Source organism: Ferdinandcohnia sp. GQ5, assembly GCF_059759275.1.
Genome location: NZ_JCAXEW010000003.1, coordinates 293,120 through 306,069 on the forward strand (window position 1 = coordinate 293,120; position 12,950 = coordinate 306,069).

Below are 12,950 nucleotides of genomic sequence, written 5' to 3' on the forward strand. Positions count from 1 at the left end.
GCCTTAGTGTAAAATTACACTAAGGCTTTTGTGTTTGTTATAATAAGTAGCAGTACTTTTGAAATAGGTGATTAACATGGATAAAGAACAATTAACGAAATTGCTTTCTGAAAAAATGAAGCTTATAAGGATTGAAAAAGGATATACACAAGATAAAATGGCAGAAATCTTGGGGATCTCAAAAAAGACGTTGGTGCAAATTGAAAAAGGAAGAATTCAAGCAGGTTGGACTTGTGTTGTCGCTGTTTGCGCATTATTTCGGGATAGTGAAATTATTCAAACGACGTTAGGAGGAGATCCAGTTGATGTCATTGAAATCGTTGGTCGCAACGGGATTGACCGGGCTAAGGAACGTACCCTAGGCGGAAAGCTTTGGTGGAAAGATCTTCAGAGGGAGGGGAAGTTTCGTCTCCAACAAAATGTAATTAGCCAGCATTATCGTATTTTGGATGAAGCTAATTTTCGATGGTATTCTTCGTTTGACAAAGAGGAAGCTTACATTAGACTAACAGAATTTTCAATTGAATCCAATTAAAACGGGGCAAATTACTTAGCCCCATTTTTCTTTTTCTTTGCGGTTTTACTCTTTGAATACGTAGATGAAGTTAAGTTGTTGTTTACCGCTGCTTCTTCGTTAAGACGTTCTTTATTAGCCATTTAACTTCCTCCATGTCATTCATTAGTGGTCGATGGAAAAATCGTCGAAGCGTTCATTTAAGTATTCATTTTCGCCTGTTGCGAAATTTATATTTCGAAGATCAAGCTCTGGATCAAGCTGATTAACAAGCTGTTCTTCCTTGCTTCGTTTTAGTCTAAACATGTCTCTATCTCTATCATTCATTGTTTTTTTACCTCCTCGTATTTTATCATGTCCTAAACCGAATAACTTTCATTCTTTAAATAAAAAAGAACGATAGGCAATTTTTTACCATCGTTCCACAGCAGGGTATTCATACTAACGCCATCTTAATGCAATTGTTAACTCACTGGCTTTAGTGCCGCCTACACTAGCTTCTAATTTAAGATTTAAACTATCTGGATTATAGGTCGCCTTAACATCTGACTTAATTCCTGTCGATTTTAACAGGCGAACTACTTCCTTACTATTTGATGCCTGTGCAGCAGCCATTACTTGTTTCGCAAACTCCTTTGAGCCAGCTAATTTAGCCAGCATTTTGCTTGCATCCAACATTAGAATTCTCATTTCTTGTGCGGATTCCTTAAATAAACTCGGGTCGACCTCGGGTAATTTTCGATAATATGGGGATGGATAATTCGTCTTTGGGTCAGGAAACACGGAATGGTGTGTGATGTTTGAATTATAACCTGGATATAAAACCGTCCTTGGTGGCCCTTGATGCCCATAGTTAAACGGATAATAGTACAATTCTAGACCTCCCTTATCAAAATTCCCTTACAATATATGTTAATTTTTTGATAAGGTGCTTTTTACCTATGTTCTTCTGTTACTTCCGTTCAATGCCCAACATCTTTAACACCAGCCTTTCCCACATGGTCCAAGGAAGAACATTCTTAAGAAATATAGAGGTTCTTACTCCTTTTCCTACAGGGTAGCGAAGTTTGGACAAAGATTCCTTTTGGGCTAGCTTTACAATGAATTGCGCAACCACATGCGGGTCTCCGTATGATGCTTGGCCTTTTTCAAGTCTTGCTTCGATTTTTTTCATCATATATTAATATGGAGACGTGAGTTGCATTGATTGTTCCGCAATCTTTGTTCCACTGCTCCAAATATTGGTTTGGAATGAACCAGGTTCAATTAGGGCAACGTCTATACCAAAGGGTCTTACTTCTAGTTGTAATGACTCACACCAGCCTTCTAAGGCGAATTTAGAGGCAACATAAGGAGATAGACCTGGAAATCCGATTTGTCCACTGATACTACTAAGATTGATGATTTTTCCCGATCCTTGATTTCTCATAAATGGAAGAATAAGTTTTGTAACCTCGATTAGACCAAAAAAGTTTGTTTCAAATTGGGCTTTGTATTCATTCAGTGAAATTTCCTCGACAAACCCACCTGTTGCAAATCCCGCATTGTTCAAGAGGATATCAATTCCCTTTAGCTTATTTAAAGTTCGCTTAAAATTATGTAAGGACGTAGCATCCGTCACATCTAACTGACAAAAAAGAAGATTTTCTTCTAAAGTAGAATCATTTAATTTATGTAGTACGTTTTTTTTCTTTTCTAAATCTCTCATTGTTGCTACAACAAAGTATCCTTTTTTCAGAAATTCAATTGAAGTTAAGAGTCCGAATCCACCTGAAGCACCGGTTATGATCACAATGGGTTTTTTCACATTTTTCTCTCCTTAAACCATTTAAAAAGGTTTCTAATATTATCCATTTAATCTTATAATAGAAAGAAGTAAGTATCTACAATTTAGTAACTTCAACCTGATAAGGCAGGGATAAGATGGATATAAATGAAATCGTGTCAATTATTCAGGAACACGGATATATAGGACTTTATTTATGGTTGTGGGTGGGGGCCTTTATCATTCCAATCCCTAATGAGGTCATTGTTTCAACAATTGGATTTTTTGCTTCAGAGGATGTTTTTGTACCTTGGAGGATCTTTTTAGTTACATATGCTGGCATTCTCACAGCTGTCACTACCAGTTATATCTTTGGTCGCTTTGCAGGACATGCGATGGTTGTCCTCTTAAATAAACAAAACAAAATGAGAAAAAAAATTGCACGTGGATTATCTCTTATTGAAAAATACAATACGTTTGCGTTGGCTTTTTGTTACTTCGTACCAGGCTTTCGTATTCTATTTCCGTTCTTATTCGGTTTTAGTAAATTATCCTTTTTAAAATTTGCAACTACGCTTTACACAGCTATATTTTTATGGGTGTCCATCATTTTTTCAGTTGGGTATTTTGCAGGTGAAGAGTTCATAGAGGGTTTTATTAAATATTATGATATTGTTATTGGAATAGGTGTTGCAGCATTTGCAATAATTGTGTTGGTTAAGTTAAATAAGACGAGAAAACAACGTAAGCTTTCACATTGAGAGGATGTCCTAAAAAATGAAAAAGCTGTCTTTATTACTAGTATTTTTAATAATAGCAGGTTGTTCACAGAAACAACCCCTTGATGAACCTATAAAGGAAACTGATTCAAACCCGACTATTATTGCGACAAACCTTACCATTCCATGGATGATAACCATAACAGACGGTACCTTCCTCATACCTGAACGTGTAGGGAGGTTGTCGGAAATTGAAGAAGATACAGGTAAAATAACTTCACAACGGCTAAACCTTCTTAAAGAAATTGTACACCAAGGGGAAGGAGGTTTTCTTGGGTTTACGCTTGCACCTGATTATGAGAATTCTAAACAGGCATATTTGTATCATACATATATGGAGGACGGGGAAATATTAAATCGCGTAATCCTTGTCGAAAGAAGCGATACAACCTGGGAAGAGAAAAGCATTTTACTTGAAGGAATTCCCGGAGGTAGAATCCATAATGGGGGACGAATTAAAATTGGCCCAGATCAAAAACTGTATGTTACTGTAGGTGATGCAGGAGTTCCGGAAAACTCCCAAGACATAACAAGTCTTGCAGGCAAAATCCTTCGAATGAACCTAGATGGCTCTATTCCGAATGACAATCCTTTTCCTAACTCCTATGTTTATTCATATGGTCATCGGAACCCTCAAGGGCTTGCATGGAATGAAAAAGGAACATTATACAGCACAGAACATGGACAAAGTGCACATGATGAGATTAATCTGATTGAACCGGGTAAAAACTACGGATGGCCTGTTATTGAAGGGGATGAGACTGAGGCTGGTATGATAACACCAATTTATCATACAGGCGAGGAAACATGGGCACCTTCTGGCATCGATTATGCAAATGGCAAGCTTTATATCGCCACGTTACGTGGATCGAAAGTGAGAAGCTATGATGTTGAGTCAGGTAGAATTGACACGATCCTTGATATCAATAGCCGAATGAGAGACGTGTACGTAGAAGATAGCACCCTTTATACCATTTCAAATAACACAGACGGACGCGGGAATCCAAAAGAAGATGATGACAAACTTCTTTCAATCCCATTATCAGCAATGCGGAAATAAACGAGAACAAGGAGAAAAAGAATGGTAGAAAATTCGTTAATCAAGACTTTAGGGATTACAATTGTAGAGGTGACACCTGACCGAGTGACAGCGACTATGCCAGTTGATGAACGCACACGTCAGCCTTTTGGTGTTTTGCATGGTGGGGCATCTGTTGCGTTAGCGGAAACTGTTGCAAGTATAGGCACATACAATTTAGTAGATCGCGATACTCAAGGCTGTGCAGGTCTTGAAATTAATGCGAACCATATTCGCGCAAAAAGGGATGGCATCGTAAAAGCAATCGGCACCCCCCTCCATAAAGGAAAAACAACAATGGTCTGGGATGTAAAAATAGTCGACGAAGAAAATAACCTAATCTGCGTATCACGCTGCACCACAGCAATTATCAACTTAAAAAAATGAAGCCCGAAAAAGCGAGGACCCCAGGTGTCCTCGCTTTACTTTATTGAGTAACTTTTTCTTTTTCTTTTACCTTTGAATGGTGTGCCTTATCTTTTAAGTCATCTTGAGAGCTTTTTTCCCAAAGTGGAACCTTTGTATTATAGGCAGCACGGCTAATTAAATGTCCGGCAACTGGTGATGTCAGAAAGAGAAAGACGAATCCCAGAATCAACCTCGCATTCATATAGCCTTCGATGAGCCAGAAGTATAGAAACGTTCCAAGTAATATTGAAAGAACCCCTAATGTCCCACTTTTAGATACTGCATGGTTTCTTGTGTACACATCTGGTAAACGAAGTATTCCTATCGCACTTAACACGCTTAAAAGCGCTCCGAACAAAATAATGACTGCAAATAATATCTTAAGCGTCTCGGTCATGTTCAATTACGACTCCTTTCTCAAGGAACTTCGAAAAGGCTACCGTGCCAACAAAGGCTACAATCGCAATCAGTAAGATGACCTCAAGGAATGAATTTGAGCGTAGAATGACGGATATAATCGCCGTAATTCCAACTAAATTGACTCCAATTGCATCGAGTGCAATGACCTTGTCAGAAATCGAAGGTCCCTTAATGACACGGTATAAATAAGCAATCGTTGAAACCGATAAGCAGACAAGTGCAATATTAAGTATAATCTCAAACATTATCGGCTCACCTCCATAATTGCTTTTTCAAATGTACTTTTAATTGAATCTATTGCCTCATCCACATCTTGTAAATCCATGGCGTGAACATAGATTAATTTTTTATCATCTGAAATATCCATTACCAAAGTACCGGGAGTAAGTGTAATTAAATTTGAGAGCACCATGATTTCCCAGTCTTTTTCGACTTCGATAGGTAATGCAAAAATCCCAGGTTTGATATCAAGCTTTGGCTTTACAACTACCTTCATAATGGCATAATTTGATAGAATTAATTCTCTAAAGAAAATTAGGATTAGTTTAATCACTGCCCACACATTATTGAGATAAAATCGGTGTGCAAAGGACCGACGTAAGACAAAAATTAGAAAAAGACCAATCAAATATCCGCCAAAAAAGGCCCCAAAGTCATATGAATTCGAGATAAACATCCACGACACGGCAATAAATATATTTAAAACTAACTGCAACAACATAATATCTACTCCTTTAAGACAGCTTGGACATAGATGGATGGGTCCGTTAAATCTTGAGCTGCTTGCGAGATATACGGATAGAACCATTCAGCACCAAATCCAAGTGCAATTGAGAGTGAAAGTAGAAGAGTGATCGGAAATAGCAGTCCTTTTGTTGTTCCTTTTTCTTCTTCTTTCCTAAGCTTTGCTTCGCCCCAGAAACCATTAATAAAGATTTTCATTACCGAATAGAGGACTAGAAGACTTGAAATTAAAATTGCCGCAACCAGTGCATAATGCTCAGCAGCAAGGCTACCTTTAACAATTAGAAGTTTGCCGATAAAACCACTAAATGGAGGAATACCTGCAAGTGAAATGGTTGCAATGAAGAACATCCAGCCTAAATATGGATGATGGTTAATTAAACCGCCCATTTTCTTCAAATTGCTTGTTCCAGTTATGACAATCATCGCCCCAACTAATAGGAAGAGGGCCGCTTTGATAATCATGTCATGAATTAAATAATAAATCGAGCCAGTAAGTGATGTCGGTGTTAAGGTTGCAACACCTACTAAAATCACACCTACTGCGGTTAAAATATTGTAAATAATAATTTGTTTAACATCCCAGTATGCAACAGCTCCAATTACTCCTACTAGAATTGTAAAACCTGCAAGGATGCCGATTAAGGTATGAGTAAAACCCGTATCGTGATAAAAAATAATTGTAAACGTACGAATGATTGAATATACCCCAACCTTTGTTAATAAGGCTCCAAATAGAGCGGTAATCGGTGTTGGTGGAGCATTATAAGATCCAGGCAACCAGAAAAATAGCGGGAAGATTGCACCTTTTAATCCGAACACGACTAAAAATAGGATTGAGATAACAGTCACAATACCTGGCTGTCCAAGTTGACTAATTTTTGTTGATAAATCTGCCATATTAACTGTTCCAGTTACTGCGTATAAATAGGCAACTGCAATAACAAAAAGGGCAGATGAAATCACGTTTACCAAGATGTATTTAATGGATTCTCGTAATTGTGGCTTTGTCCCACCATGAACAATTAGGACATAAGAAGCCATTAGCATGACCTCGAAAAAGACGAAGAGGTTGAAAAGATCTCCTGTTAAGAATGCACCTAGTACCCCAACCATTAGGAATTGTACTGCCGCATAGTAGAAGAACGCTTCTCTTTCTTTCCCGATATTCTTGAATGAATAAATTGTACATGCTAAGACTACAATACTGCCTGTTGTAACTAGTAATGAAGCAAGCATATCGGCTACTAGTACAATTCCAAAAGGAGCGTCCCAGTCACCGAGGTTAAGAGTTTGAATCCCATTATGATATACCTGATTAACAAGGCTTAATGACACAATGACAGTTAGGATTGTTGAGATCAAGCTGATAACTCTTGATGCTTTCGTATATTTATTTACAAAGATAAGTATGATTCCCGTCATAAGAGGAATCAATATTGGAAGGATTACAAAATTATTCATCGCTATCATTTCCCCTTAATTTATCCATGTTATCCGTTCCTAGCTCTTGATAGGAGCGATACGCAAGCACTAGAATAAACGATGTTACCCCAAAGCTAATTACGATCGCTGTTAAGATAAGGGCTTGTGGAAGTGGATCAACATATGCCTTCGTACCTTCTACTAAAATAGGAGCAGCTCCATGCTTTAACCCACCCATTGTTAAAATCAATAAATGGGCTCCATGACTTAGCAAACCTGTCCCAATAATGACACGAATAAGACTTTTTGAAAGCATCAAATATGTCGCTGCCGTAAATAAAATACCGATAACAATAGCCATTAAAATCTCCATTAATCATTCATCCTCCCCGATTGTTTGGATAATGGTCATGGTTACTCCTACAACAACTAAATAAACACCGGTATCGAATAATACAGCAGTGGCAAGTTCTGTTTTCCCGAAAATTGGTAAATTAAAGTAACCAAATGTATGGGATAAGAAGGGAACATCGAAAAAGAATGAACCCATTGCAGTTAAAGTTGCAATTAATAACCCGAGAGCCGCAACCTTTTTAAAGTCAAAAGGCAAGGCTTTTTTTACTGTTTTCATATCGAATGCTAATAGGAGAAGGACGATTGCTGCAGCAGAAATCAGTCCACCGATAAATCCTCCTCCTGGAGTATTATGACCTGCAAAAAAGAGATTCAAGGAATAGGCAAGAATAATGAAAACAGTTATTTTTGTTGCTGTTTGTAGGATTAAATCATTTGTTTTCATCCTTCTTTCCTCCTTGTTAAACGTAATTTGATCATTGTAAATATACCTAGTGCAGCAATACCAAGCACGGTAATTTCAAACAATGTATCAAAGCCACGGAAGTCTACTAATATGACGTTAACTATATTTGTACCTCCGCCTTTTTTATAACTATTTTCTACAAAATAACTTGAGATAGAATCAATCAATCTTGTGCTATTTGCTGAAATTGCAAGCAAAGTGACAATGGTTCCAACCCCTAATGAAATAATTAGGTTTGTAAGACGAAAACGCATTGGTTTTTCTTTTTTGTGTAGCTTTGGTAAGTGATAGAAACACAAAAGGAATAATGAGACTGACACTGTTTCAATTACGAGTTGAGTCAACGCTAAATCAGGTGCTCGGAATAGCACAAAGAATAACGAAACTGAATAACCAACTGCACCAAGTGCGATAATTGCCGTAAGCCTTGATTTCGCGAAAACAGTTGTCGCAACTCCACCAACCAGAACAAATGCTAGCACAGCTTCAAAAAGTCGAACTGGCGCAACATGAGTTATATCAAAAGCAAATGCATTTTTAATAATAAGCGAACTTCCAATTGCTAAGATAAAGAACGCAAACATAATCACTAAGTAGTCACGAATAACTCCAGTCATATAGAAGCGATTTATCTTTGATGCAGACCTCTCCATTCCAATAATCCCATTGTCATAAAGATTGTTTAAAGTTAAACGCTTGGAAAAGACATTATAAATGCCTGTCCATTTTGCAAGCGAGAGAAACATAAGAGTTCCTAATACAACAACTCCAATTGACATAAAGAGCGGTGCATTCCATCCGTGGAAATATTCAAAATGAACATGATAGGTTGAATCGCCAACAAGTAAGCTTGGAACGATGGATGTCACAGCTGGTTCAATTAAACTTGGAGCCAGAATGTTTGAAAATAAACCGAAAATGATAACAAGTGAAGCTAGGATAATTGGTGAAATTAACATCCCAATTGGTGCTTCATGTGGTTTTTTATCTAGCTTTTCAAACTGAGCCTTTCCAGTAAAGGTTTTAAAGACAAGGATCATACTGTAAATGAACGTGAAAACACTGGCAACCCAACCAATGATAGGGAAAAGAATACCTAATGTTTCCATATTGAAAATATCAAGTGTTGTTGCATTTACAATTGCTGTAAAGAATGCTTCTTTACTTAAGAAACCATTAAATGGTGGTAGACCTGCCATTGAAAATGCACCAATTACAGCCAATGTGAATGTAATTGGCATTACGGTCATTAATCCACCAAGTTTGCGAATATCACGAGTACCGGTTTCATGGTCGACAATACCTACAACCATGAACAAACTTCCTTTGAATGTCGCGTGGTTTATTAAGTGGAAAATAGCGGCTACTATTGCAGCCAAATAAATATTGGTATCAAGATGATCATAATGAAGAGCAGCTGAACCAATTCCTAGTAGGGACATAATCATCCCCAGTTGACTTACTGTTGAAAATGCAAGAATACCTTTTAAATCTGTTTGTTTAACCGCACTAAAGGAGCCCCAGAACAAGGTAATGATTCCGAAGGTTGATATAATCCAAAACCATTCACTTGATCCAGCAAAAATAGGACTTAAGCGCGCAACTAAATATATACCTGCTTTTACCATTGTCGCTGAGTGTAGATACGCACTAACAGGAGTTGGTGCTTCCATTGCATCCGGTAACCAAATATGGAATGGAAATTGAGCTGATTTTGTAAAAGCACCTAGTAATATTAATAGCATCGCCGGAATGAATAGTGGATTTGATGGTAATGTGTCCACTTGAGCAATCATTTCACGAATACTGAATGTATTCGTCATGAGTGATAGTAAAACAAATCCAGCTAGCATGGATAAACCACCGAACACGGTGATTAACATCGATTTTTGTGCACCATACCTAGACTTTTCCCGATTATGCCAGTATCCAATTAGTAAAAAAGAAGATAGGCTTGTTAACTCCCAAAACGTATAAAGCATAATCACATTATCTGAGAGGACAACCCCAAGCATAGCTCCCATAAAACAGAGCAAGTACACATAAAAGTTATGTAGGGATTCTTTTTCCTTTGATAAGTAGTAGATAGAGTAGAGGACAACTAATGCACCAATACCTGTAATCAGTAAGGCAAACAAGAGTCCTAAACCATCAATGTACGCAGTGAAATTTACACCAATGGAAGGTATCCACTCCGCAGTACGAATGATCGGATTTCCATTCATCGTATCCTTCATAAATGGAAAGAAATAAGAAAATAGTAGTACAGGTAGAATTAGTACAAACCAACCTGTATGAATCCCTCGCAAATATTTGCGTAAAAAAGGAATAAAGATAGCCAATATAAATGGAGATAATATGGCCAAATGTAAAAGTGACAAAACAGTACCCCCTTAACCTATTCTTTTTTAGAGTATATAACAATTAGTGAGAACTTGCATGCCTTGCAATTCCTAGTGTTACCAAGAATTTCAGTTGTTATTAAATATGTAGGAACACGTATTTTTTGACTGAAAAAAGTTTTTAAAATGATAGTAAAAATAGTGCTTATAGTTCTTTTTTAGAAAATATTATTGTTTCAAGCTAACTTGAGAAAGCTTGTTTGCTATCAAACTTATGTCCTATATTTAGATTCTAGCATTTAGATAGAATTTTGTGATATGTTAGTAGTGTAATAAAGTACAGTGTGAAAGGAGGAGGTTAAGGTTTTGCCTTAACTATATAATTTTATGAATATCTGGGATTCTATTGTTACTTCCGTTCAGGAAGCTAGTGGTTTTTATTTTTTATTTGAATTGGCAATCATCGTTTTTGCAGTAAAATTGGTAGGGCATCTCAGTACCAAAATCGGACAACCTTCTGTTTTTGGAAAACTATTAGTCGGAATTATACTAGGTCCTTCCTTATTAGGAATCATCCACCCGAATGAATTAATTAGTGAATTGGCTGAGGTTGGGGTAATTCTATTAATGTTTTTAGCGGGGCTTGAGACAGACCTGAAAGAATTTAAGAAAAATGCATTTGCATCTACATCCGTAGCTATCGGAGGGGTCATTTTACCATTCTTAGGTGGAATGGGATTATCGATTGCTTTTGGATTTGATACAACCGTAGCTATCTATATGGGTGTCTTATTGGTTGCGACGAGTGTAAGTATTTCTGTTCAGACATTACGGGAATTAGGTAAGTTAAAATCAAGAGAAGGGGTTACCATCTTAGGTGCAGCTGTCCTTGATGATGTTTTAGGTATTATTATCTTATCAGCCGTTTTAGGATTAATGGCCGGTGGTGCAGCAGGTGCAGGCGGAATCAGTTCTATTTTAATATTACTTGTTAAAATCGCCCTCTTCTTTGTCCTAGCAATTGCAATCGGTTATTTTGTATTACCAAAATTATTAAAAGTTTTCCAACGCTTTAACGTTTCACAAACTGTGCTATCATTTGCTGTAATTGTTGCGTTGTTATTCGCATATATGGGAGAGGTCTTTGGAGTTGCAGGAATCGTTGGTTCCTATGTTTGTGGTCTAATGCTTAGCTTAACACCGCAAAGTGAGGAAATGACACATAAAGTGGAAACCTTCAGTTATCCATTTTTTGTACCACTTTTCTTTGTGAACATTGGACTGGTTGCAAACTTTAGAGAAGTTAACCCAGAAATCCTCTGGTTTAGCATTCTATTAGCTCTTGTTGCAATCGTAGGTAAAGTTCTAGGTGGTGCATTAGGGGCTAAAGTCGCTAAGTTTAGTACATCAAGCTCATTCGGTATTGGGGCAGGAATGGTTGCCCGTGGTGAAGTGGGATTAATCATTGCGATGATTGGTATTGAAAGAGGCATCATTTCAAATGATCTCTTCAGTTCAGCGATTATTGTCGTAATCGCGACAACACTGGTAACGCCTCCACTTATCAAGCTCTTGATGAAAACAGAAACGGATGGAAACCAAATTGAAACCAAAAAAAGTGTAGGCTTCTAACAATTAAATGTTAATGAAAGAGGGACATGGGTAACCCATGTCTCATTTTTTTTTAAAAGTTTGTATAAAACCTCTTTTTATAATAAATGCTAGTAGCAAGAGGTGAGTTTTGTGAATGTAAAAAAAGGAATTGTGGCAATTGCGATTTTTGCCTTCTTGTTTACTATAGCGTGGGTGATTCACGACCAAACGAAGAGAGAATATATCGTAGAAGAACAAATCGATAGCCAGCAGCAATTTCAAATACAAACAATTGATTCTACACAAACTGAGGAAACCACGGTCTATCCAAAGTTCAAACCCCGTGAATACATTCGGATTGAACATCGAAAATAAAAAAAGGATGGGACAAAAAGCATCTCATCCTAAAACGTACTGTTATTTCTTACCATTGGAACCGGAATAGCCTTATTATGGAACATCATAATTAAGATAGGACATCCAAGAAGAGCCAAGAGAATAAATAAACTAAATAATAAATTCGAGGTTAATGAAATACCAGCTTCATAACCAGCATTCATATAATCATCGTATAGTGCAGCGATTTCTTGATCATCAGGGAAATTTGAAAGCATTAGGAATTCTTGGTTTTCTGTATCATAATAAAAGAATTCATGTTTTTGAATATAAAAAATGCTATCGCGTTTTAATTTATATGCTACGTGCCCTACGACAACATTTGCTTTATACGTATCAATTTCTTCTTCATTTTTCTCTGTGCTTGGATCATCCGCGGTGATGACTTTTGTAATTTCTGCTTCCTTTGTAATGGTATTAATCACATCAGCAGAACCTTCCGCATAATAATTTATTTCCTTCAATTTCTCATTAACCGCTTTTGTGAAATCTGATTCACCAGAAGCACCTGCCGTACTTAAGAAGGTGAAAAAAGCAAAACAACAGATAAGTATTAAAAAGAATAACCCTTTTTTCATCTAACCCCTCTTTTCTCAGAATAGTAGTCCTTACTCTATATGTATTTACAAAAAAGAGATTTACCACTAAAATCGAAAAGAACAACAC

General features: G+C 37.0%; 16 protein-coding genes and 1 pseudogene. 6 read left to right on the forward strand and 11 right to left on the reverse strand.

Annotated features, from left to right (window positions below):
• Positions 1–76: 76 nt before the first annotated feature.
• Positions 77–535, forward strand: coding sequence for a helix-turn-helix domain-containing protein (locus AC6CHV_RS05680; protein ID WP_341330518.1), 459 nt, complete (start codon positions 77–79; stop codon positions 533–535).
• A gap of 144 nt (positions 536–679) precedes the next feature.
• Here AC6CHV_RS05680 and AC6CHV_RS05685 read toward each other — a convergent pair whose 3' ends face one another.
• The 3 genes and pseudogenes from AC6CHV_RS05685 to AC6CHV_RS05695 form a co-directional block, all read right to left on the reverse strand.
• A complete protein-coding gene (locus AC6CHV_RS05685; RefSeq protein ID WP_165918143.1) occupies positions 680–841 on the reverse strand; it encodes a hypothetical protein in 162 nt (53 codons plus the stop codon).
• 114 nt (positions 842–955) lie between these two features.
• Positions 956–1,387: a YuzC family spore coat inner layer protein gene (locus AC6CHV_RS05690; protein ID WP_341330519.1), complete on the reverse strand. Its 432-nt coding sequence runs from the start codon at positions 1,385–1,387 to the stop codon at positions 956–958.
• A 79-nt stretch (positions 1,388–1,466) separates the two neighbouring features.
• A pseudogene (locus AC6CHV_RS05695) lies at positions 1,467–2,321 on the reverse strand (SDR family oxidoreductase).
• Positions 2,322–2,437: 116 nt separating this feature from the next.
• Between AC6CHV_RS05695 and AC6CHV_RS05700 the strand changes: the two are divergent.
• The 3 genes from AC6CHV_RS05700 to AC6CHV_RS05710 are packed head-to-tail and all read left to right on the forward strand — an operon-like array spanning position 2,438 to position 4,523.
• Positions 2,438–3,040: a DedA family protein gene (locus tag AC6CHV_RS05700; protein WP_341330521.1), complete on the forward strand. Its 603-nt coding sequence runs from the start codon at positions 2,438–2,440 to the stop codon at positions 3,038–3,040.
• 16 nt (positions 3,041–3,056) lie between these two features.
• Entirely contained in the window at positions 3,057–4,118 is a 1,062-nt protein-coding gene (locus AC6CHV_RS05705; RefSeq protein ID WP_498078300.1) for a PQQ-dependent sugar dehydrogenase, read from the forward strand.
• A 21-nt stretch (positions 4,119–4,139) separates the two neighbouring features.
• Positions 4,140–4,523: a hotdog fold thioesterase gene (locus AC6CHV_RS05710; protein ID WP_498078301.1), complete on the forward strand. Its 384-nt coding sequence runs from the start codon at positions 4,140–4,142 to the stop codon at positions 4,521–4,523.
• Positions 4,524–4,563: 40 nt separating this feature from the next.
• Here the strand turns inward: AC6CHV_RS05710 and mnhG are convergent, their stop codons facing one another.
• Genes mnhG through AC6CHV_RS05745 form a run of 7 tightly spaced genes read right to left on the reverse strand, consistent with a single transcriptional unit; the run spans position 4,564 to position 10,334 of the window.
• Positions 4,564–4,941 (reverse strand): monovalent cation/H(+) antiporter subunit G, encoded by a 378-nt coding sequence (gene mnhG / locus AC6CHV_RS05715; protein ID WP_498078302.1) that lies wholly within the window; start codon positions 4,939–4,941, stop codon positions 4,564–4,566.
• Positions 4,925–5,209 carry a Na(+)/H(+) antiporter subunit F1 gene (locus AC6CHV_RS05720; protein WP_099361750.1) on the reverse strand — a complete coding sequence of 95 codons (285 nt, stop codon included), beginning with the start codon at positions 5,207–5,209 and terminating at the stop codon, positions 4,925–4,927. The genes mnhG and AC6CHV_RS05720 overlap by 17 nt, the downstream gene beginning before the upstream one ends.
• Positions 5,209–5,685 carry a Na+/H+ antiporter subunit E gene (locus AC6CHV_RS05725; RefSeq protein WP_341330525.1) on the reverse strand — a complete coding sequence of 159 codons (477 nt, stop codon included), beginning with the start codon at positions 5,683–5,685 and terminating at the stop codon, positions 5,209–5,211. The genes AC6CHV_RS05720 and AC6CHV_RS05725 overlap by 1 nt, the downstream gene beginning before the upstream one ends.
• A 5-nt stretch (positions 5,686–5,690) precedes the next feature.
• Positions 5,691–7,172 (reverse strand): Na+/H+ antiporter subunit D, encoded by a 1,482-nt coding sequence (locus tag AC6CHV_RS05730; RefSeq protein ID WP_498078303.1) that lies wholly within the window; start codon positions 7,170–7,172, stop codon positions 5,691–5,693.
• Entirely contained in the window at positions 7,165–7,506 is a 342-nt protein-coding gene (locus AC6CHV_RS05735; RefSeq protein ID WP_309100307.1) for a Na(+)/H(+) antiporter subunit C, read from the reverse strand. Before AC6CHV_RS05735 ends, AC6CHV_RS05730 begins: the two co-directional genes overlap by 8 nt.
• 3 nt (positions 7,507–7,509) lie before the next feature.
• The gene (locus AC6CHV_RS05740; RefSeq protein ID WP_099361754.1) at positions 7,510–7,932 is read right to left on the reverse strand and encodes a Na(+)/H(+) antiporter subunit B; all 423 of its coding nucleotides are present in this window, start codon (positions 7,930–7,932) and stop codon (positions 7,510–7,512) included.
• Entirely contained in the window at positions 7,929–10,334 is a 2,406-nt protein-coding gene (locus AC6CHV_RS05745; protein WP_498078304.1) for a Na+/H+ antiporter subunit A, read from the reverse strand. Before AC6CHV_RS05745 ends, AC6CHV_RS05740 begins: the two co-directional genes overlap by 4 nt.
• Positions 10,335–10,682: 348 nt before the next feature.
• Here AC6CHV_RS05745 and AC6CHV_RS05750 point away from each other — a divergent pair, with 348 nt between their 5' ends.
• Positions 10,683–11,927: a cation:proton antiporter gene (locus AC6CHV_RS05750; RefSeq protein ID WP_341330528.1), complete on the forward strand. Its 1,245-nt coding sequence runs from the start codon at positions 10,683–10,685 to the stop codon at positions 11,925–11,927.
• 111 nt (positions 11,928–12,038) lie between these two features.
• Positions 12,039–12,263 (forward strand): hypothetical protein, encoded by a 225-nt coding sequence (locus tag AC6CHV_RS05755; RefSeq protein WP_440273814.1) that lies wholly within the window; start codon positions 12,039–12,041, stop codon positions 12,261–12,263.
• Positions 12,264–12,292: 29 nt separating this feature from the next.
• On the opposite strand, the gene AC6CHV_RS05760 is transcribed toward AC6CHV_RS05755, so the two are convergent.
• Entirely contained in the window at positions 12,293–12,862 is a 570-nt protein-coding gene (locus tag AC6CHV_RS05760) for a hypothetical protein (protein ID WP_440273815.1), read from the reverse strand.
• Positions 12,863–12,950: the final 88 nt, after the last annotated feature.